Origin of the sequence: Gracilimonas halophila, from assembly GCF_042684365.1 — a bacterium.
Lineage (GTDB): Bacteria > Bacteroidota > Rhodothermia > Balneolales > Balneolaceae > Gracilimonas > Gracilimonas halophila.
In genome coordinates, this window is the sequence record NZ_JBHULI010000025.1 from 318,657 (window position 1) to 339,161 (window position 20,505).

Below are 20,505 nucleotides of genomic sequence, written 5' to 3' on the forward strand. Positions count from 1 at the left end.
ACATCCAATAGCCAACACGGAATATTCAATATCCATGTGAGTAATTTGAAAATTGGTTATTGGATATTGAGTATTGAATATTCCTCCACGCTGTTTATCTTCTCATGAAAACAAGCACGTAAATTATCATGCCCCAAACGTTGAAAGAAGTTCAACTTCGCACTAAAGGAATTTTACCGGTACAAAAGCTCAAGTTGCTTCGTGAGCTTGGTATCATTTCATCGGATGAAAAATACCCGATCCTTGAAGATCAGTTTCAGCCTAATTCCATTGACCTTAGGCTGGGAGAGGTTGCTTATCGTGTACGCTGCAGTTTTCTTCCTGAAAACGATACGGTACATGACAAAGTAGAGAAGCTGAGAATGTATGAAGTGCCGATCACCGATGGCGCAGTGCTTGAGCAAAATTGTGTGTATATCATTCCGCTTCTTGAAAAGCTGAAGATGCCCCGGTCTAATGCTACCATTCAAAAGGCACTGTTCAATGGGAACGAGGAAGCAAGTGAAGTTAAACTGGGAAGTGTTGAAACCTTATCTGCAAAGGCCAATCCTAAAAGTTCAACCGGCCGGCTCGATGTTTTTACCCGTGTGATTACAGACTATTCACACCGTTTTGAAGAGATCACTCCGGGATATGAGGGAGGGTTATACCTGGAAGTAGTTCCTAAATCGTTTTCCATCAAAGTTAAAACCGGACAGAGATTGAATCAGCTTCGTGTTCGCCATGGATTTGAAGTTCTTTCAGACCAGGATCTTTTACGGGTTCACGGCTCCGATCCGTTACTTTTCAATGAAGAGCAGAAACCGGTTTCCATGGAGAAAATCAAGGTGAACCAGGGGCTTTTTATGAGTGTCCATTTGAAAGGTAAAAAGGGCGAGATCATTGGGTATAAAGCCAAGAAGCATAATAACTATATCGACCTGGATCATATCGGTCACTATGAGGTGGATGAATTTTGGGAGCCGATCTATGCTAATCAAAATGATCAGCTGATCCTGGAACCGGAGGCCTTTTATATTTTTGCTTCGAAAGAACGCATTCGGGTTCCGGCGCATCTGGCTTGCGAGATGATGGCCTATGACACCGGGTCAGGTGAATTACGAACGCATTACGCCGGCTTTTTTGACAGTGGGTTTGGCGGTTCCGTGGAAGATAAAGGAGCCCGGGCCGTACTTGAAGTTCGTTCGCATGATGTCCCTTTCATGATCGAAGATGGACAAACGATGTTCAGTATGCAATTTGAGCCCAATGCTGAACGTCCTGATTTTGTGTACGGCGATGAAATTGAAAGCAATTATCAGGGGCAGGATCTGAAACTTGGTAAACACTTCAAAGAACCATGAGTCGTTTTTTGGTTACAAAGTGCATCTGCCATTCCCGTGAGTTTACCGATATCAAACAATATGCAGAAGAGCATGGTTTTACTACGGTAGAAGAGCTTCAATCCGAGAAGTTTTGCAGCTGTGGGTGCGGACTTTGTATCCCCTACATCGATCTTATGTTTGAGACCGGTGAAACAGAATTCCAACCGGGCGCCTTCTATAAGAATAGTGAGCACTGAATAGGGAATATAGAACTGAACTCATCGTCTGACGGCTTCAAGTCCGTCTGACGAATTGTTGAATAAGGCCACGAATTGTAAAACTGTGATTGAACTATGGATAATGTATTCTACACACATCCCGGGAATATAAAAGGAGGCCGGTTAGAGCTAGTCGATCAGGAAGCCCGCCATGCAGCCAAAGTGTTGCGCTTTAATATTGGGGATAAGCTCTTCGCCTCCGATGGAAAAGGGAAATTGTATACCACTCAGGTTACTTCTATCACCAAGAGCTCTGTGATCGCGGATATACAGGATTCAGAAACAGAGCCGGAGCCGGAGATCAAAAAAGTACTCGGGTTTGGAGCCATCAAAAAAAGAGATCGTCTGGAGTTTGCGGTAGAAAAAGCAGTAGAATTAGATGCCTGGGAGATATGCGTTTTTAACGGCGATCACTCTGAGCGATCAAAAATAAATCAAGATCGCCTTCAGTCTATTGCACTTAGTGCCTTCAAACAAAGCAAAAGAAGATGGCTGCCGGAGATCATCTATAAAAACTCCCTCCGGGAAGTCATGGATCACTATACAGGATATCATCCGATAATGGCACATGTCGAAAGTGAGGTAAACAAATCATCTAAGCTGACTACCCAAAATAATCTAATGTTGGTTGGCCCTGAAGGCGGGTTTTCGGATCGTGAAGTTGCTTTTGCAAAAGAAAAGGGAGCTAAATTTATATCCCTGGGTAAAAATCGACTAAGGGCAGAAACTGCGGTCACTGCAACGTTGTCACAGTATCTATTTACCGAATACAAGTAGAAATAAAAAAAGCCCGGTTAAGCAGGGCTTTTTTAATCTATAAGTGATATCTAATTAGGCTTCTGCCATCATATTTTCGGGCTTCCAGCATTCCTGAGTATTGGATATAGCTTCTTCTGCTACATCTTCGATATCAAGTTCTTCAGCTACAATTAGAGGGATTATCTCGCTGGTTTGAGTGATTAGTCCCGCAATTTCGGTAAGACTTTCTTTTGTGAAGTCAGCCAGATTCTTGTTACCTGCACCAATAGCAGCAGTATGTAACATAGTATAGCCTGTTGCGATGATGCTGAGTGCCGTATAATCGTCCCGCAGCATTTTTGAAACCGCATCATTACGTTGGGTATCAATGGCTCCTGCAATGGTTCCGGTGAATGCCGCAAAAGTTTCTTTGATGGTGCTTTTCGCGCCGTCATTTAACAAACCTTCCATGGCTTTAAGTGACTCTAATTAATTTGAAAGAGTCAGATCAAAATTATGTAAAAGGTTACTGGCTTTTTCGTTGGTCAGTTTTGCAGATGATTGCTGAGCTTTAACTGCTTTATGGGTATGCTTAATTAGTGTATGTAAATCGGTTGAAAAATTGTTTAAAGTCTCTTCTTCCATTGTCTTGATGAATTATATTTCGGATTCACTATTAACAATGAGTGAGAGGCTATTATCGTTTCAAATTATTCCCAATAGCTTTAAAAAACGGGATATAAGGAACTGAACTCATGATCTTAAGGTCTTGGGTGAAAGTCGTTTCTTCTCCCAGGAAACGCAGGATATCATCCAGGCTGTTCTTTTTGAACAGGGAGTGAAAAACTCTCAAACTATCACTTGTTGAATTTGATAAGATGTGAAGCAGCAGGAGATCATAGTATCGATATTTAAACTTCGAGGGACGTGGTGGAAGCGGATCAAATCCCTGTATCAAATTTTGAGCAAGCTTTTGGGTATAATCCTGAATTCTTGTAAAGGTATAGCCGGTACTTGGCTTGGTCATCCCACCGGCACTGCCAAGATTGATAATGTTACTTTCGTACAACGGAATATGAGGACGGTCCTCCATCGGGATCTCACCGTATTCTTTTCTTCTGACCTCGTAATGCTCTTTATCAAGTCCATAGGTGTGGTACAGATAATGCTTTATTTTCTTTTTATAGACTTTTTTATCCAGAACTTTATCCGAAAATACGGTGAATTCAAACAGCGCCTTTGTTTGCGTGAAAGGCAGCACATACATAAACCCCACACCGGGAGAAAACTCATCATCGAAATCCATGATGGTGAAGGTTTCCGGATCGAAGGCGGTTTCACAAGCCTCAATTTCCCATCCCAGAAAATGTTGCAGAAGCGGATATTTTATCTGGGAGGTGTCTAAATTTTTGGGCTTCATTACGCTTTGGAAAATATAATCTGCCAGGAAAGTGTCTCCCCCCTTGGTCAAAAGAACGGCCTTATTTTTGTTTGCTGAAAAGTCCAGAATATTTTCTTCAAGCAGATCAAAATTCTTATGCCTCTTCAATTCCCGAAGTACATATTCTCTGAAATCACCGCTTCGGATACAATAGTAGCTATATTCATTTAGATAGCGAAACGTGCTGTAATCTAAGACAGAAACCCAGGTTTTCTTCCATTTCTTATAAATGATCTCTCTGAAGGGAGGTTCCTTATTCGTCCAGAAACACCATGTTTTGTCATTGGTCGGGGCAAAGGTAGAATCAACCACCAGCACCTCTCCTTTATATCCGCCTTTTGCCAGATACCATGCCAGGCTCAACCCTGAAAGTCCCCCTCCGGCGATAATAATGTCATATTTGGATTCAACCTTCAACGAAAAGTACCTCCGAAAAATGTTCTTCAGGTGAGGAAAAGGATACAGACTTTAAATTTTTTTTCATGTTACCGGCGTGTCAAACTTATGATAGCGTTAGGTATTGATTATATTCCATCAAATCGTAAAAGCAAAATAATTCTATGATCGATCTCAGAAGCGATACAATTACCAGGCCAACCCCGAAGATGCTTGAAGCTATGATGAATGCAAAAGTAGGGGATGATGTATTTGGAGAAGATGAAACTGTGAATGTTTTTCAGGATAAAGTAGCGAAAATGTTTGGAATGGAATCCGGACTTTTTGTTCCAAGCGGAACCATGGGTAATCAATTGGCGGTTAAAGTGTTGACGGAACCCGGCGATGAGATCTTGATCGACCATAAGGGACATATTTTTAATTATGAGACAGGTGCGGCATCAGCGTTATCGGGAGTTCAGGTTCGCATACTGGACGGAAAAAATGGAAAATTAGGTATCCCTGTCCTGCAACATGCGAAGAGAGGTAATTTTGACTGGGAGCCTAAAACAAAAGTAATTTGTCTGGAAAATTCGACCAATAAAGGAGGCGGAGTTTGCTACAGCAAAGAAGAATTGAGTGCGATCAAAACATTTGCTGATAAAGAAGATCTGCGGATTCATCTTGATGGAGCTCGGATCTGGAATGCCATGACTGCCACGAATATTAACCCCGGGTTCTTTGGTGAAGTTTCTGATACCATCTCAGTTTGTTTTTCAAAAGGGTTGGGTGCTCCTGTAGGTTCTATGTTGTTATCCTCAAAAGAACGGATCGCTAAAGCCCGCAGATACCGGAAAATGTGGGGAGGAGGTATGAGACAGGTTGGATTGCTTGCTGCCGCCGCTGATTATGCTTTGGAGAATAACTGGGATAATCTGTCTGAAGATCACCGAAGAGCAAAAGAAGTAGCTCAGGTTATTTTTGACAGTAAATCTCTGGCAGTGGATATGAGTAACCTTCAAACCAATATTTTGCTGTTTGATGCTGTAAACGAAACCGCAGAATCGGTTCTTAAAAAGTTAGCTGAGAAAGGAATTCAGATGATCCCATTCGGGCCTAAAACCATACGTGCCACCTTCCATTTCGAAATAACAGATGAGGATGTGGAACAAGTAAAAGCAGCCCTAGCTGAGATCGGTAAATAAGTGATCTATCACTCTATCAACTCTCAACTATAGTTAATAAACTGTTCATGGCATCAATGATCTTCTCCCTAATCGGAAGTCCCTTTTCAAAGATCATCTCCTGTTTTTGCTTGTACTCCTTGCGTCCGGAATCCGTTTCAATCTTGATGGGTTCCAATCCCTGATCTCTTAGGTCATAGGGACTTGCCTGCATATCGATATAGCGTGCTTCCACAGCCAGCTCAAATGCTTCGAGAATGAGAGAGCTTGGGATCCATGGGTACATTTTAAACGCCCATTTGTATAGATCCATATTGGAATGAATGCAGCCCGGTTGTTCTGTTTCATGGAATTTATCACGAGAAAGCTCAAACTTATTCATAGGTTTGGCAGGCTTGGTAAAGAAGCGGAATGCATCAAAATGGGTGCAAAGTAAAGGACGGGACTCTACAAATTCTGCAAGTTCATCCGGTTCCATACGCATGGGAACCTGATTATGTCTTGGATTCTCAGACCGATAGACCATTGCCCACTCATGCATCCCAAAACATCCGAAAGAAGGACGGCTTTGTTGGGTATTCTCCAACATCGTGATCATCCACTTCAACGAAGAGATACGCTTTTCAGGGAAAAGGTTTGGATCCACATACGCGACGCCGTCTTCAAGTGATAATTCACTGATCTCGGGAAGCTCATTTGTGACTGAATATTCCAGGCCTATACCAATTCCCGGTGACCACCTTCTCAGATTGGAAGGGCGAAATGCATAGTATTCGAACAAAAAATCCATCACAGGGTTTTTCTCTTGCCGGGAGCGTGCTTCCAGGTAGTCGTTCAGTAATTCATCTACCCGCTGCTCGTGAGCTGTTTTCTTAGCCATCCACTCAGCTTCGGGAATGCTTTCTTTAATTTCTATGTCTTTGGTTTCGATCAACATTGTTGAAAGATAAGGAATGATCGTTGATAAAGTGAAAGTTGATGGAGTGATTACTGATTAAGTCAAAATCACCCTATCAACTCTCAACCATCATGAGTTATATTGAATAAATTTATTTAAAGAGTGGTATGCTAAAACAACTCCTGAACTTCATCATCCATTTACGACTGCACTACCAGTTCTTCATCCTCTCCGGGGGATATTTACTGGCAGGGTTGTTTGTTGAGGATATAAACTGGGGGCAGTTTGGGTTACAATTTCTGAACGTGCATGTGTTGTTATTTGGTGGGGCAACAGCTTACAATTCCTGGTGGGATAAGGACGAGGGGCCTATTGGCGGATTAATATCCCCCCCCAAAATGGATCGATGGATGTGGCCGGTTTCTATGGGGATGCAGTATATTGGGTTGGCCTGGGCCATTACCATTGGCTGGAACTATACGATCATCTATTCCATCAGTATGCTATTGTTTTGGCTCTACTCCACTCCGCTTGCCAGATGGAAGGGAAAGCCTGTTTTGAGTCTCATTGCCATCGGTGGAAGTACAGGAACTAATTCCTTTTTTCTGGGATTTTTAGCTGCAGGCGGTTATCCCATAACATTTCTTGAAAATGCCATCGCATTGGGGGTAGCTCTAATTTTACTCAGTCTTTACCCGGTTTCACAGGTTTTTCAAACTGATGAGGACGAGAGGCGGGGCGATAAGACTTTTGCCGTTGTATTTGGGCTGAAAGGTGTAAAGGAACTTTTCACGATTCTTTTTCCGTTAGGGTCAGCGTTGCTGGGGTGGGGACTGTTTCTCCAGAGTACAACACTTGGTTTTCTATTTACAGGAGTAAATATAATGGCCTACATTGGTCTGTCTTATTTTGTATGGAAACTTGAGGGTAAATCAGAGGAATATCCTTTAGTTATGAAAATAAAGTTTATGGCCTCCCTGAGTTTTGTTCTTTTTATTTGTACAGCATTGGTTTATCAAGCCCTGATGATGTAAAAAGTCTAAAATAGAGGTTGTTATCCATTCTTTGACAGAAATTTTCAATTGTACTGCTTACCCTTGCAATCCATCATCTCATCAATTTATCAAATTAAATTACTTACTAACAATGGTCAGAGCAACTGTTATCATTTTTGGTTTATTTATTTCCGGTTTAATGCAAGACAGTGTTTTTGCCCACGCAAATGAACAAAGCTTACAAGATATAGAAGTGAGAGTGTTTCTGGATTGTAATCGCTGCAATAACTCTTACATAAGAGATGAGATTCAATTCGTGAATTTTGTCAGAGATAAAGAAGATGCTCACGTTCACTTACTGATAACCAGGGAGAGGACAGGAGCCGGTACAGAATTTAAAATACAGGTGATAGGACGGGGGATATTTCTCAGTCAGGATAAAACGTTATCGTATGTTTCATTTAATTCCGATACGGATGAAGAAGAGAGGCTAGGGCTTGTGAGGTATGTAAGGGCAGCCCTTTTCCCTTATGTCTCAACAACTAATGCTATTGATGAGATAGATATAGTCTACATACCTCTTGAAGAATCAACGACAGAAGCAACGGAAGATCGCTGGAACAGTTGGATATTTGAGATAGATAGCAGGGTGTCTATGGATGGGGAAGAGTCCAGAAAATCCCTTGATTATTCAGGGGGCTTTTCAGCCAATAGAACAACTAAGAATGTGAAGACTGATTTTGGATATGAGTACGAATATGACAGGAGAACTTTTTCAGATATAAATTCAGAAGGTAATGAAGAGGAATCTGTTTTTATAAGAAGAAGTCATGAGTTTGAGGCGAGCCATTTGTGGGCACTAACCAATCATTGGTCTGCCGGCCTTTTTTCGGATGTAAGAAATTCAACCAGGAATAATTTTGATCTTAGTTTAATGGGAAGTGCGGGCATTGAGTATAATATTTTCCCATATGAGGAATACTCGGAGCGCGAAATATCTTTTGTGTATATGCTGGGAGCTGAAAACAGAGATTACACAGAAACAACAATTTACCTGAAAGACGAAGAAACGTTAATAAGGCAGGAGTTGAGGGGAAGAATTGATTTCACCCAGACCTGGGGAAGCATTTCGGGAAGGGCTAACTTCAATACCTTTATGCACGACTTGAGCCGAAACCGTTTTGAAATAGATATGGATGTAAATTTCAGAATATTTCGCGGGCTGGAATTAAGTCTTTCCGGCAGATATTCTATAATTAATGATCAACTGAATGTGCCGGCAGGAAATATTAGCGATGCAGAACAGCTGCTGAATCTCCGTGAACAATTCACATCTTACTCTTATGGTGCTTTTATTGGACTCGAGTATACTTTTGGTTCTATATTTAACCAAGCCATCAACCCTCGTTTCTGATCAATACAGTATAATTGATGCTATAGTCGTTTAGCTAAATTCCTGCTCTTTGGTTTCTCTTCTTAGCAATGAACTTGCTTCATCAAGCAAGTTGGCAAAACTCAAATGTGGGTTAACAACATCATTCAGTTTAGTGATAGTAATAGGAGTTTTGATAAAACAGACTTTTTCTGACTCACCCAAAAGCCATTCAAGTTTGTGGTTCTTCTTACATAGCAAGCTTAGTTTTGTTGCTTCAGAGTCTTGAATGACTTTAGCCAGCGATTCTGTTCTGATAGTTTCTGAATTTAGATCTAAAAAAGTAAATGTTGGGTTGAGAGTGAAAAACATACCTAAAGCTTTTTTATCAGAATTGGCTTCCATTACAACAGGGATATCCAGTTTGTTTAAGAGTTGTTTAAGTTCCTCTGTAAATCGCACATTATCGCTGATGATCAATACTTTTTTAGTTGATTTCATAGGTTTTTCGATTATTTCATTTAGTAAGAGCTACGAATGAATTAAAAGGTCGGATTGTTAGATCCTAAGAAATCTGATTCGAAGTTTCAGTAAGAAATAAGAGGAATGAGGCGTCAAAAAAAACGAATCAAATTTTAGTATTTCTAAACCATAGCGCAAAAATTAGATATGCAAAACAATTCAGAAATTGTTTCGGAAATAGTAACACCCGAATTACTTGAACAAGCGGTTGATTATGCTTCCCATGAAAAAATGATCAAAGACCTTTTTAAAGAAGGCAGGACTACAAATGAAGATAATCGTGAGAATATGCTCAATTACACGAAAATGTATTTACAGCGTGTAAGTCGGTGGGATAAAAGAGGAAAGTTGAATATTGAACTCATAGATAAGTTAAAATCTTTTCCCCGGAAGATGATCTGGCTGGTATTGAATGAAGGGTGGTGCGGTGATTCGGCTCAAACGATACCCTTCATTAACAAAATGGCTGAGGTATCTAAGAATATAGATTTGAAAATCATTCTCCGTGATCAAAACCTTGAACTGATGGATCAATTTCTGACAAATGGTGCCCGCTCCATACCAAAATTGATCGCACTGGATGCAAATAGTTTGGAAATATTAGGGACGTGGGGACCTCGGCCTAAAGAAGCTTATGAAATGCATATAGCCCAACGTTCGGATCCTGATATTCCCAATAAGCAAGCAGTGGAAAACCTGCATCTGTGGTACGCCAGAGATAAAGGAGAATCCATTCAGCAAGAGTTTCTTGAGCTATTGGAGGAGTGGGCTTAGGGATTCAAATTGAGAAATTAAATTAAAGAAGTCGGACTATTAATTTTTAATTTTGAATCTTTAATTTTGAATTACTTAGGTATCTTATACCAATTCATCCCTAAATAACCATGCTCAATAAATTCCTCACACATATTGCCCAAACCAGTGATGATCCCCTGGGGCTTGAGATCGACTACGCAGAAGGGCCTTTTCTATATACAACTAATGGAAAACGCTTCGTCGACTTTATTTCCGGGATCGCCGTTAGCAGTTTAGGGCATAGACATCCTAAAGTTGTGGAGGCGATCCATAAACAAGTGGACAAGCATCTTCACGTGATGGTTTATGGGGAATTTGTACAGCAACCTCAGGTTGATTTCGCGGAGCTACTAACTTCAAATCTTCCGAAAAAACTGGAACAGATCTATTTAGTGAATTCAGGAACTGAGGCCACCGAAGGTGCACTCAAACTTGCTAAAAAATATACCGGAAGAACGAAACTGATCGGTTTTAAAAACAGCTATCATGGGGATACGCACGGTTCCCTGAGTGTTACCGGGAGAGATGTGTATCGCGATCCCTATCTGCCATTGCTTCCTGATGTGCATTTCCTGGAGTTCAATTCATCTGCTAATCTAGAACTGATAGATGAAAAAACCGCGGCTGTAATTATGGAGCCCATACAGGGAGAAGGAGGGATTATTCCTGCGGAAAAAGAGTGGCTGCAGAAGGTCAGGAAAAGATGTGATGAAGTCGGTGCGATGCTCATTTTTGATGAGATCCAAAGTGGATTTGGTCGAACCGGTAAATTATTTGCCTTCGAACATTATAAAGTGGTGCCTGATATACTGTGTATAGCAAAAGCTATGGGCGGGGGAATGCCGATAGGGGGATTTGTTTCATCAAAAGAGATATTTCAGAGTTTTAAATACGACCCCCCGCTAAATCACGTAACTACTTTTGGAGGCCACCCGGTTTCTTCGGCAGCCGCTCATGCTAACCTTCAGGAATTATTGAGTGGAAATTATCTGGAACGTGCTTCTGTAATTGAGAAAAAAATAAGGTCTGAATTAAAAGGAAAAGGCATTGTGGAAGTTCGCGGGATGGGAGCCATGCTGGGCTTGCAACTCGAAAGCTGGGAGTTGACAAAAAATGTAGTAGAAGAGTGTTTTGAGCAGGGAATATTATTGGGCTGGACTCTTCATTCCAATACGCTCATCCGTCTCGCTCCACCGCTGATCATTGAGGATCAATTACTGAATGAAGTGCTGGCTACTCTTTTGGAAGCTGTAGAAAAGCATTCATAATGGAACGCGGATTAGGCGGATAGTGTGGGTGTTCACGGATCTGTCAAGATCAGGTAAATCCTTTCAAAGTGTACTATTCGTGCAAAATTGAATCGGAATTACTACACTCTGCTAACCGTTTGGATGAAAAAGAAATACAACTAAAAGTTATAGACCATGAAGACCATTAATCCGGCTACAGGGGAAACCCTTAAAGAATACCAGGAAATGGGAATTGAAGAGATCGGTTCCATTATCAAAAAAGCCAATGCAGCTCAGAAAGAATGGAAGTTCAGGAGCTTTGAAGAACGAGCGGGTTATCTCCGAAAAATAGCGTCCATCTTAAGAGACAGGAAAAGTGAATTGGCTGAATTAATGGCTAAAGAAATGGGAAAACCCCTGGCTCAGGGAGAAGGTGAGGCTGAAAAATGTGCCTGGGTTTGTGATTATTATGCAGATCATGCTGAGGCTTTTTTAGAAGCTGATGTAATTGAAACCGATGCTTCCAAGAGCTATGTGACTTTTAATCCGCTGGGAGTGGTGTTAGCTATTATGCCATGGAATTTTCCATTCTGGCAGCTTTTCAGATTTGCGGCCCCGGCACTAATGGCAGGAAACGGAGCCATCCTAAAGCATTCAGCAAACACAACGGGTTGTGCATTGGAGATCGAAAATATCATTCATGATGCAGGCATTCCAAAAGATCTGTTCAGAACCATAATCCGGGATAAATCAGGAATGAAGGATGTGATTCAGCATGACTGGATCTCGGCCGTGACTCTTACCGGTAGCACGCGGGCCGGAAAAGCCGTAGCCGCACAAGCCGGAGAAACTCTCAAAAAAACAGTACTGGAACTGGGCGGAAGTGACCCGTACATAATTCTGGAAGATGCCGATGTCAAAAAAGCGGCTGAAACTTGCGCGACATCCCGGCTCATAAATAGTGGACAAAGTTGTATTGCAGCAAAGCGATTTATAGTTACCGAAAAAGTATATGATGAATTTGTGGAAGAATTTACACAGATCATGAAATCCAAAAAGGTAGGTGACCCGTTTGAAGAGGGTACAGATGTTGGGCCGCAAGCACGGGAAGATCTTAGGGATGAGCTCCATGATCAGGTTCAAAGAAGCAAAGAAAAAGGAGCGAACATACTTCTGGGTGGCGAAAAACCCAAAGGATCGGGAGCATACTATCCGGTTACTGTTATGGACAATATTAATGCCGGTATGCCTGCCTATGAGGAAGAACTGTTTGGGCCGGTGGCAGCTATCATCAAGGTAAAGGATGAGGAAGAAGCTATTAAAGTGGCTAATGATACCAATTTTGGTCTTGGTGCCGCCATCTTTTCCGAAGATAAAAAACGAGCTGAAGAGATAGCAGCCAATAAAATCGAAGCCGGTTGCTGTTTTGTAAACGAATTTGTGAAATCAGATCCAAGATTGCCTTTTGGAGGGATCAAACAATCCGGTTATGGACGGGAACTAAGCCTTTATGGAATTCGTGAATTTGTGAATGCAAAGACGGTTTACATCGGGAATTAAGAATGTGTAAGGGCCATTCTTAATTTTGAATTAATACAGAAAGTCACTCTTAACTCTGACCCATACTCCTTATCTTAAAACCTGAATCAAATAAAATTCCGCCGTGCGCATACGATTAGAACAACTGAATCCCACGATTGGGGATCTTTCTGGAAATAAAGAACTTATTCTTTCTTCAATTAAAAAAGCAGAGAATGATGGGATAGAATTGCTGTTGCTCCCCGAACTAATGACCTGCGGATATCCTCCCATGGATCTTTTGGAGCGGGAGGTTTTCCGGGAATCACTGTATAAATTGAACCGTGAGATCGTTGAGGCTACCGGTGCAACTGCCGTGATATTTGGCTCTATTACTGAAAATTTAAGTGGAGTTGGAAGGAAGATTTATAATTCTGCGATTGTGGCTCAGCATGGTGAAGAGATCATGCGAGTACATAAAGCATTATTGCCCACCTATGATGTATTTGATGATCTCCGCTATTTTGAACCGGGCAGCGAATTTGAGCCGGTGATCATCAATGGATTCCCATTTGGGATCACGGTCTGTGAGGATATTTGGTTCAACGACAACGAGATCCAGTATCATATTTATGATAAAAATCCGGCAGCAATATTAGCCGGGAAAGGTGCTAAAGCTATTATCAATATTTCTGCATCGCCGTTCAATAAAAATAAACCGGTCAGCCGAAAGAATATGCTTCAAAAGCACGCCAAAAATCTCGGGTTGCCTTTATTTTATGTGAACTCAGTTGGAGCACAAACGGAATTGGTTTTTGATGGAGATTCCCTCGCTTTTGACGGTACAGGAACAATGAAAGCCAGATCAAAACGGTTCATACCTGATCAGGTTGATATCAATTTCAATACGAATAATAATGAGGTTGATGCACTCACAGATGTTGTGGATAACTTCGAGAATCCCCCCAAAGAACAGGTTATGTTTGAAGCCCTCATTCTTGGAGTACGTGATTATCTGACAAAATCCGGTGCGGCAAATAAAGTAATTCTTGGGCTGAGCGGTGGAATTGATTCCGCACTAACCTGCGTGATCGCCAAAGAAGCATTGGGAGCTGAAAATGTAAAAGCAGTTACCATGCCATCGGAATTTTCATCTGAAGGAAGTGTGAGTGATTCCGAACAATTGGCTCAGAATTTAGGGGTAGAGTTAATTGAGATCCCAATAAAAAGAATTTATGATGCTTTCAATGATGCATTAAGCCCTCATTTCGAGGGGACCGGTTTTGGAGTTGCTGAAGAAAACCTGCAAAGCCGCATTCGTGGTGACCTTCTCATGGCATTGGCCAATAAATTCGGTTACATGCTCTTGAATACAGGCAATAAATCAGAAATGGCTGTTGGTTATTGCACGCTCTATGGTGATATGGCCGGTGGACTTTCTGTGATCTCTGACGTTTATAAAACGGAAGTATTTGATATTTGCCGCTGGCTGAATGAGAAGTACTATAAAAAAGAAGTCATCCCCGAGTCTATATTGACTAAAGAACCGAGCGCAGAACTACGCCCTGATCAAAAAGATTCAGATTCTTTGCCGGATTATGGAACTTTAGATACGATCCTGAGCTACTATATTGAGGAACAACTTTCAAGAGAGCAGATCATAGATCATGGTATCGAACCTGAGGTTGTTGACAGAACGATCCGCCTGGTAGATATGAATGAGCACAAGCGATATCAGGCACCACCGGGACTTAAAGTATCTGCAAAAGCATTTGGAACAGGCCGGAGATGGCCATTAGCTCAGCAATGGACAGGTCAGGAAGAGAGAATATTTCAATCTGTAAAATCAGAAAATTAAAGACGCTAATTTCAGATTCTATCCGTTGTTGGGCTTGTGCTTTAAATACTCCCAATTCTATACAATAATTAGTACTTTAGACAAAAATTTTAAATCATCTTCATTCAATGCTTAAATTGCTACAAAAGGCGGCCATTGCCCTAATCTGTTGCTTCTTCCTTAGTCCGGGAACTTCCTCCGCACAGGATACGACTGCAACCATCGACCTCAAAGAAATGCCACTAAGACTGCTGGATTACCAAAGTCCCATGCAGAGTGTGAAAGGTATGGACGGTTTGAGGGAGCAACCCGTTATGCAGGAATTGGATAATTTCCAGAAAGATATCATGAGCAGGATCTCTGATATCTATCGTATTCATATCAATGCGATGGAGGCCCAGGTTAATAATGATCCCTTAGAAGCCGAAACGAATATTAATGATGCCTTAGCTGCTACACATGGATTACTGGATGATTATCCTGAGATCAGTGGAGATCGAAGATTTACTGAGTTATATCGATCCATAATTGCGGAATACCGGCAATTCTATGGAATTACAGAGACAGGGAATGAACCTCAGGGTGAAATTTTTGCAATTCAAGAAGAGCTTTTCTCAGAAGATGAAAGCTGGATGGTAGAGGAATACGATTTCCCTGAGGACCTGAACTTCAATAAAACCGCTGTTCCACTTGTACAAAATGATAAGGTGAATCGTCATTTGGTTTATTATACACTCCGGCGCCCGGAGGTTATGGAAACTTGGTTGCAGCGTGCGGTTAAATATCAACCAATGATGCGCAAAATTTTTCGGGAAGAAGGTACTCCTGAAGAACTCACGTACCTGGCTTTTATTGAAAGTGGGTTAAATCCGAATGCAAGAAGCTGGGCTGCTGCGGTCGGAATGTGGCAGTTTATCCGCGCAACCGGTTCAGTTTATGGGCTGGAAGTTAATTGGTGGGTTGATGAGCGTCGCGATCCTGAAAAAGCAACCAGAGCTGCAGCTAGGCATTTAAAAGATCTTTATAATATTTGGGGCGACTGGCACTTAGCTATGGCCGGGTACAATATCAGTCCACGCGGTCTTAAGCGCGCTATTAACAGGGCCGGAGGAGTAGAGGACTATTGGGCGGCCTATCCTTATCTTCCAAGAGAAACGAGAGGATATGTTCCCGGTTTTATTGCTACCACTATGATCGGCATGAACCCTGAAGAATTTGGGTTTCAGAATGAGTATGAGGGTGAACCATACAGTTATGAAGTTGTTGAAGTTGAAGGCCTGATGGAGCTGGAAGGTCTTGCCAATGCTGCAGGTATTTCTACAAACGAATTGAAGGAGTATAATCCGGAATTACTGCGTTGGGCAACACCTCCCGGAGGTAAATACCCGTTAAAGATACCGGTACATAAAAAGCAGGAATTCCTGGCCAACTACGAAGATATTCCTAAAGAGAATCGCAGCCAGAATATTACTATGCATACCGTTAAAAGCGGAGAATCACTGGGAGTAATTGCAAGGAAATATGGCACTACGGTAGCCGGTTTGTATGGTTCGAATGAGAATCTTTCAAGTATGATCTATCCGGGTCAAAAAATTGTAGTTCCATTACCAAGAGGAAGTGCTTCACAGATCTCAGCGAATCAACCTACCAACCAGCAGCGAAGTGTTAACACCAGCAGGTCTTCATCGTCAAATACAGTGAGTCCGCCGGCTAACTCAACTTCGCTTTCCTATAAAGTAAAAACAGGGGATACTATAGGACATATAGCTGAATGGTACGATGTACGTGCTTGGAATATTAGAACCTGGAATGGGATAGGGAATACGATCCGGGTTGGTCAAACGCTTTCAGTATATGTACCGAATACCCGCAGATCTCACTATGAAAAAGTCAATGAGTTGAGTTATGCTGAGAAGCAGGAAATTGAAAGGAAACAACGCCGCGGCGAAAATATTTTTATAGCTTCCGCTACCACATCTGATGGTGACAACTATACTACCTATACCGTTCAGCAAAATGATACACTGAGTGAAATTGCTGAAAGCTTTGGAATAGGGTTAAGTGAGTTGAGAAGATTGAATAATATCAATGGAAATCGCATTTATGTGGGGCAAACACTGCGCATTTCTGCTAATTGATTAGCATGACAAAGAAAGGGAAATACAGAGTAGGTGTACTGGCTTTAGTTATTGGATTAGCTTCTGCGGGGATCGCTGCACAACAAACAGATATCTATTTTCTGATCAAGAAGAACTTCAGCATTTTTAGCGAAGCATATGAAAATGTTGCTCTTGAATATGTGGATGAAGTTGACCCTGAGATACTAATGCGTAATGGCATTGATGCCATGCTTGAGACTCTCGACCCATACACGGTGATGTTCAGTGAATCTCAGAATGAACAGGCTGAGATCATGTCTCGGGGAAATTATGCCGGAATTGGGATAGAAGCAGGGTACCGTGATGGAGAGGTGGTAGTGATCGCCCCAACCGAAGGAGGTCCCGCAGAACGGGCCGGAATACGTGCAGGTGATGTGATCATTGCCGTTGACGGTATTTCGACGGAAGGCCTTCAGCCAGAGGAAGTAAACACTTTGACAAACGGAGAAGTAGGATCAGAAGTCACCGTTACTATTGAACGTTTTGGACTAGGACAAACATTGGATTTTACCCTGGAACGGCAGCGGATAGAAGTTACAAATATTTCCTATGCAGGTCTTATTGGTGAAAATGAAGAGACCGGATATATACGATTGAGTCAGTTTGGGAATAACTCTGCAGAAGAAGTAAGGGAATCGTTGATCCAGCTTACAGAAAGTGCTGATCTGAATGGATTGGTTTTAGATCTCAGAGACAATCCCGGTGGCATTTTACAGGAAGCAGTATCTATTATTGATAAGTTTATAGAGCCGGGTATTACAGTAGTGGATATACGGGGAAGAGTTGCAGAATACAACCAAACCTTTGCAACGCGTGAACCGGTTATGTTTGAAAAGCCGGTAGTGGTTTTAATGAATGGGGGAAGTGCAAGTGCATCAGAAGTGGTAGCAGGAGCGTTGCAAGATTTGGACCGGGCTTTAATTGTAGGGGAGCAGAGTTTTGGAAAAGGATTGGTGCAGATCGTTAAACCCTTACCATATAATACTTCTCTTAAGATCACCATTTCACGATACTATATTCCAAGCGGAAGAAGTATCCAGGCGGTTCAATATACTCATCAGGGAAGGAACGATGTAGTTATGAATACAGATTCAAGCAAGACAGAATTCAAGACCAGAAACGGTCGCACTGTTTTTGAGGGCAGAGGTATTGAGCCTGATATTGTGGAGGGAGAGGAAGATCTCAGTATAGTAGAAATAGCGCTACTTCAGCAAGGTGTCTACTTTGATTTTGCTACAGAATTTGAAGCCCAAAATCCATCTTTCGAATACACAGAACTGCCTGATGACGTATTTGATGAGTTCAGAGTCTTTTTGAGGGAACGGGAATTCACTTTTAAGACAGATTCTGAAAAACTTTTGGCTGAACTTTCCACAGAATTGGAATCAGTGGATGGAGCGCAGAGACAGCTCGAAACACTTAACGAAACTATAGAAAGAGAAAAAACAACGCTTTTCGAGGAAAATGAATCGGATATCAGGCGAAGTCTGTTCTTAGAAATCATCTCCAGGTATCAAGGTGAATCTGGTAGTGTGAAGGCAGGTTTATCTTCTGACCCTGAAGTATTAAAAGCACTGGAATTTATATACAACACTTCGGAATTGAATAAGATGCTGGCCGGGGAATAGAAGGATGCTCCCTAAAGCAGATTTACATATACACACTACTTGCTCTGATGGTAAGTTATCCCCCAAAGAAGCTGTTGAAGTTGCCAAAGAGAAAAAATTAACTAGTCTTTCTATTACTGATCACGATACCTACAAAGGGTTTTTTGAAGCCAGGGAAATAGCCGATGAATTAGAGATCGAACTCATTCCCGGGGTAGAGATAACATCCGCCTTTGGGGAAAAAGAAGCACATCTGTTGGCATATTATTTTGACCCCGATACCAATTATCTGGAAGATTTTTTGAGCAGTCAGAGAAGCGCACGGAAAAACAGGATCAAAGGGATCATACAAACAGTTCAAAAGGCCGGCCTTGATGTAGAATATGATGAAGTATGGGCAGAGGCAAACGGAGCTAACATCGGTCGCCCTCATCTGGCTCGTGTTCTTGTGCAAAAAGGGTATGTCAGTAGCCCAAAAGAAGCATTTATCAGATACTTAAGCGATCAAAAGCTGGGTTCAATTGAAAATTCTTATCCTGACTACAAAGAGGTGATTAGAATTGTGAAAAATGTGGGAGGGGCCTGTGTGGTGGCCCATCCGGGTAAAATGTATTCATCAAAAGAAATGACTGCTTTTATTGAAGCAGGGATCGATGGTATTGAATGTATTCATCCCAGCCACAATTATGCACTTCAAAAAAAATATACCGAACTTTGTGCAGAGAATGGACTTCTGATGACCGGGGGAAGCGATACTCATGAAGGAAAAGATGCCGGATACATGAACCTGGGAGTTGTGACCATTGCTTACAAACACATTGAGAAGATGAAAAAAATGACAGAGCAACGTAAGAATATTGTTGAAATCAAAAATTGATATGATATTAGAACTAATTGAAGGCAATACAACACCAGGTAAATCAAAAATTGGGATCGTAGTATCTCGCTGGAATTCAATGATCACTGAGAAAATGCTTGAGGGGGCGCTTAAAGCACTGAAGGGAAATGGGATTGTTGAGGAGGATATCACTATTGTGCGATGCCCGGGTTCTTACGAGATCCCCCTGGCTGTCCAAAATGTAATAGAGCACAGAGATGTAGATGGGGTGATAGCACTTGGAGTTGTGATCAGAGGAGGAACCCCGCACTTTGAATATGTTTGTGATGCAGTAAATCGGGGAATAACCGATCTCATATTGAAACATAATAAACCGGTGGCTTTTGGAGTTCTTACAACGGATGATGTAAAACAAGCCCTGGAACGTGCGGGGGAGAAGGGAAATAAAGGTGGGGAAGCCGCTTTAGCCCTTCTTGAAATGATTTCCATAGAGCAAAAACTAAGATCCTCTGATAATTAATTTACCTTGATAAAGGACAAGCAAAGCTCTAATTTTCAAAGCTTCAAAACCAGCCTATAAAACACTTGAAAGAGCTTACTTTAACAAACACAGTTCAGACAGACGAAGATAAGAAGAACCAGGAAATCCTTAAGAATTCCGGGGAAGTTCCTCTTCATATTGCTATCATAATGGATGGCAATGGTCGCTGGGCTAAAAACAAAGGCAGTATTCGATTACATGGCCACAAAGTAGGGGTAGATTCAGTTCGTGATATTACTGAATCGTGTGCTCAGCTTGGTGTTAAGTATCTTACTCTATACGCTTTTTCAACGGAAAACTGGGGGCGCCCTTCAATGGAAGTGCGTGGATTGATGAAACTCTTGGTTTCTTCGTTAAGAAAGGAAGCAGATAATCTCAATAAGAATGATATCAGGCTTTCTACTATCGGACAAATGGGGCGTTTTCCTGAAAATTGTCAAACAGAACTTCGCGAGGCCATTGAACTAACCAAGGATAATAAGAGACTTGAATTATGCCTGGCACTTAGTTATTCCGGCCGATGGGATATCACCGAAGCCGTTAAAAAAATTGCCGGTCATGTTAAAGAAGGTCGTTTAGATCCCGAGCTTATAAATGATCAAATGATAAGTGATCATTTATCGACAGCAGATGTACCCGACCCTGATCTTATTATTCGAACCAGTGGAGAGTATAGGATCAGTAATTTTCTATTATGGCAACTGGCTTATTCAGAATTATATATTACCGAGACGTATTGGCCGGATTTCAGAAGAGATGAGTTGTATGAAGCAATACGTTCTTATCAGCAAAGAGACCGGAGATTTGGAAAAATTTCAACTTCCGAAGACGAAAACTCTTTTTCATCTCGTTTAGTAAACAAAAAATCATAAGC

The 20,505-nt window shown here is 41.6% G+C and carries 19 protein-coding genes; 15 read left to right on the forward strand and 4 right to left on the reverse strand.

Annotation, left to right across the window (positions count from 1 at the left end; genetic code table 11):
• The first annotated feature begins 128 nt into the window (after positions 1–128).
• The 3 genes from ACFSVN_RS12315 (at position 129) to ACFSVN_RS12325 (ending at position 2,359) form a co-directional block, all read left to right on the forward strand.
• Positions 129–1,343: a 2'-deoxycytidine 5'-triphosphate deaminase gene (locus ACFSVN_RS12315; RefSeq protein ID WP_390303181.1), complete on the forward strand. Its 1,215-nt coding sequence runs from the start codon at positions 129–131 to the stop codon at positions 1,341–1,343.
• Positions 1,340–1,561 carry a hypothetical protein gene (locus tag ACFSVN_RS12320; protein ID WP_390303185.1) on the forward strand — a complete coding sequence of 74 codons (222 nt, stop codon included), beginning with the start codon at positions 1,340–1,342 and terminating at the stop codon, positions 1,559–1,561. The genes ACFSVN_RS12315 and ACFSVN_RS12320 overlap by 4 nt, the downstream gene beginning before the upstream one ends.
• A 96-nt stretch (positions 1,562–1,657) precedes the next feature.
• Complete coding sequence (locus ACFSVN_RS12325) at positions 1,658–2,359, forward strand: RsmE family RNA methyltransferase (RefSeq protein ID WP_390303188.1); 702 nt, start codon at positions 1,658–1,660, stop codon at positions 2,357–2,359.
• Between the two features lie 54 nt (positions 2,360–2,413).
• Here ACFSVN_RS12325 and ACFSVN_RS12330 read toward each other — a convergent pair whose 3' ends face one another.
• A complete protein-coding gene (locus tag ACFSVN_RS12330) occupies positions 2,414–2,791 on the reverse strand; it encodes a hypothetical protein (protein ID WP_390303191.1) in 378 nt (125 codons plus the stop codon).
• 226 nt (positions 2,792–3,017) lie between these two features.
• Positions 3,018–4,178, reverse strand: coding sequence for a lycopene cyclase family protein (locus ACFSVN_RS12335; RefSeq protein ID WP_390303194.1), 1,161 nt, complete (start codon positions 4,176–4,178; stop codon positions 3,018–3,020).
• Positions 4,179–4,321: 143 nt separating this feature from the next.
• Here ACFSVN_RS12335 and ACFSVN_RS12340 point away from each other — a divergent pair, with 143 nt between their 5' ends.
• Complete coding sequence (locus ACFSVN_RS12340; RefSeq protein ID WP_390303197.1) at positions 4,322–5,341, forward strand: threonine aldolase family protein; 1,020 nt, start codon at positions 4,322–4,324, stop codon at positions 5,339–5,341.
• A gap of 16 nt (positions 5,342–5,357) precedes the next feature.
• Here the strand turns inward: ACFSVN_RS12340 and ACFSVN_RS12345 are convergent, their stop codons facing one another.
• Positions 5,358–6,257 (reverse strand): 3-methyladenine DNA glycosylase, encoded by a 900-nt coding sequence (locus ACFSVN_RS12345; protein WP_390303200.1) that lies wholly within the window; start codon positions 6,255–6,257, stop codon positions 5,358–5,360.
• Between the two features lie 128 nt (positions 6,258–6,385).
• On the opposite strand from ACFSVN_RS12345, the gene ACFSVN_RS12350 reads away from it, so the two are divergent.
• Together ACFSVN_RS12350 and ACFSVN_RS12355 are read left to right on the forward strand one after the other, a co-directional pair.
• Positions 6,386–7,252 (forward strand): UbiA family prenyltransferase, encoded by an 867-nt coding sequence (locus ACFSVN_RS12350; RefSeq protein ID WP_390303203.1) that lies wholly within the window; start codon positions 6,386–6,388, stop codon positions 7,250–7,252.
• A 112-nt stretch (positions 7,253–7,364) separates the two neighbouring features.
• Complete coding sequence (locus ACFSVN_RS12355; protein ID WP_390303206.1) at positions 7,365–8,627, forward strand: hypothetical protein; 1,263 nt, start codon at positions 7,365–7,367, stop codon at positions 8,625–8,627.
• A 30-nt stretch (positions 8,628–8,657) separates the two neighbouring features.
• On the opposite strand, the gene ACFSVN_RS12360 is transcribed toward ACFSVN_RS12355, so the two are convergent.
• Positions 8,658–9,086 carry an alkaline phosphatase family protein gene (locus ACFSVN_RS12360; RefSeq protein ID WP_390303209.1) on the reverse strand — a complete coding sequence of 143 codons (429 nt, stop codon included), beginning with the start codon at positions 9,084–9,086 and terminating at the stop codon, positions 8,658–8,660.
• 168 nt (positions 9,087–9,254) lie between these two features.
• Here ACFSVN_RS12360 and ACFSVN_RS12365 point away from each other — a divergent pair, with 168 nt between their 5' ends.
• The 9 genes from ACFSVN_RS12365 to ACFSVN_RS12405 all read left to right on the forward strand — a co-directional run bounded on the left by ACFSVN_RS12365 (position 9,255) and on the right by ACFSVN_RS12405 (position 20,503).
• The gene (locus ACFSVN_RS12365; RefSeq protein ID WP_390303212.1) at positions 9,255–9,881 is read left to right on the forward strand and encodes a thioredoxin family protein; all 627 of its coding nucleotides are present in this window, start codon (positions 9,255–9,257) and stop codon (positions 9,879–9,881) included.
• 110 nt (positions 9,882–9,991) lie between these two features.
• Positions 9,992–11,170 (forward strand): aspartate aminotransferase family protein, encoded by a 1,179-nt coding sequence (locus tag ACFSVN_RS12370; protein WP_390303215.1) that lies wholly within the window; start codon positions 9,992–9,994, stop codon positions 11,168–11,170.
• A 156-nt stretch (positions 11,171–11,326) separates the two neighbouring features.
• On the forward strand, positions 11,327–12,691 hold the full coding sequence (locus ACFSVN_RS12375) for an NAD-dependent succinate-semialdehyde dehydrogenase (RefSeq protein ID WP_390303218.1): 1,365 nt from the start codon (positions 11,327–11,329) through the stop codon (positions 12,689–12,691).
• Positions 12,692–12,794: 103 nt separating this feature from the next.
• Positions 12,795–14,507 carry an NAD+ synthase gene (locus ACFSVN_RS12380; RefSeq protein ID WP_390303221.1) on the forward strand — a complete coding sequence of 571 codons (1,713 nt, stop codon included), beginning with the start codon at positions 12,795–12,797 and terminating at the stop codon, positions 14,505–14,507.
• 107 nt (positions 14,508–14,614) lie between these two features.
• Positions 14,615–16,624, forward strand: coding sequence for a LysM peptidoglycan-binding domain-containing protein (locus ACFSVN_RS12385; protein WP_390303224.1), 2,010 nt, complete (start codon positions 14,615–14,617; stop codon positions 16,622–16,624).
• Positions 16,625–16,629: 5 nt separating this feature from the next.
• Positions 16,630–18,273, forward strand: coding sequence for a S41 family peptidase (locus ACFSVN_RS12390; protein ID WP_390303227.1), 1,644 nt, complete (start codon positions 16,630–16,632; stop codon positions 18,271–18,273).
• Between the two features lie 4 nt (positions 18,274–18,277).
• Positions 18,278–19,129, forward strand: a complete 852-nt coding sequence (locus tag ACFSVN_RS12395; protein ID WP_390303230.1) for a PHP domain-containing protein — start codon at positions 18,278–18,280, stop codon at positions 19,127–19,129.
• Position 19,130: 1 nt separating this feature from the next.
• Positions 19,131–19,610: a 6,7-dimethyl-8-ribityllumazine synthase gene (ribH, locus tag ACFSVN_RS12400; RefSeq protein ID WP_390303233.1), complete on the forward strand. Its 480-nt coding sequence runs from the start codon at positions 19,131–19,133 to the stop codon at positions 19,608–19,610.
• Positions 19,611–19,675: 65 nt separating this feature from the next.
• Complete coding sequence (locus tag ACFSVN_RS12405; protein WP_390303236.1) at positions 19,676–20,503, forward strand: isoprenyl transferase; 828 nt, start codon at positions 19,676–19,678, stop codon at positions 20,501–20,503.
• Positions 20,504–20,505: the final 2 nt, after the last annotated feature.

Coding starts and splice junctions, on each gene's coding strand:
- ACFSVN_RS12355 (WP_390303206.1), top strand. CDS start 7,365: ATGGTCAGAGCAACTGTTATCATTTTTGGTTTATTTATTTCCGGTTTA.
- ribH (WP_390303233.1), top strand. CDS start 19,131: ATGATATTAGAACTAATTGAAGGCAATACAACACCAGGTAAATCAAAA.
- ACFSVN_RS12340 (WP_390303197.1), top strand. CDS start 4,322: ATGATCGATCTCAGAAGCGATACAATTACCAGGCCAACCCCGAAGATG.
- ACFSVN_RS12395 (WP_390303230.1), top strand. CDS start 18,278: ATGCTCCCTAAAGCAGATTTACATATACACACTACTTGCTCTGATGGT.
- ACFSVN_RS12370 (WP_390303215.1), top strand. CDS start 9,992: ATGCTCAATAAATTCCTCACACATATTGCCCAAACCAGTGATGATCCC.
- ACFSVN_RS12360 (WP_390303209.1), bottom strand. CDS start 9,086: ATGAAATCAACTAAAAAAGTATTGATCATCAGCGATAATGTGCGATTT.
- ACFSVN_RS12345 (WP_390303200.1), bottom strand. CDS start 6,257: ATGTTGATCGAAACCAAAGACATAGAAATTAAAGAAAGCATTCCCGAA.
- ACFSVN_RS12315 (WP_390303181.1), top strand. CDS start 129: ATGCCCCAAACGTTGAAAGAAGTTCAACTTCGCACTAAAGGAATTTTA.
- ACFSVN_RS12390 (WP_390303227.1), top strand. CDS start 16,630: ATGACAAAGAAAGGGAAATACAGAGTAGGTGTACTGGCTTTAGTTATT.
- ACFSVN_RS12375 (WP_390303218.1), top strand. CDS start 11,327: ATGAAGACCATTAATCCGGCTACAGGGGAAACCCTTAAAGAATACCAG.
- ACFSVN_RS12330 (WP_390303191.1), bottom strand. CDS start 2,791: ATGGAAGGTTTGTTAAATGACGGCGCGAAAAGCACCATCAAAGAAACT.
- ACFSVN_RS12350 (WP_390303203.1), top strand. CDS start 6,386: ATGCTAAAACAACTCCTGAACTTCATCATCCATTTACGACTGCACTAC.
- ACFSVN_RS12385 (WP_390303224.1), top strand. CDS start 14,615: ATGCTTAAATTGCTACAAAAGGCGGCCATTGCCCTAATCTGTTGCTTC.
- ACFSVN_RS12365 (WP_390303212.1), top strand. CDS start 9,255: ATGCAAAACAATTCAGAAATTGTTTCGGAAATAGTAACACCCGAATTA.
- ACFSVN_RS12325 (WP_390303188.1), top strand. CDS start 1,658: ATGGATAATGTATTCTACACACATCCCGGGAATATAAAAGGAGGCCGG.
- ACFSVN_RS12320 (WP_390303185.1), top strand. CDS start 1,340: ATGAGTCGTTTTTTGGTTACAAAGTGCATCTGCCATTCCCGTGAGTTT.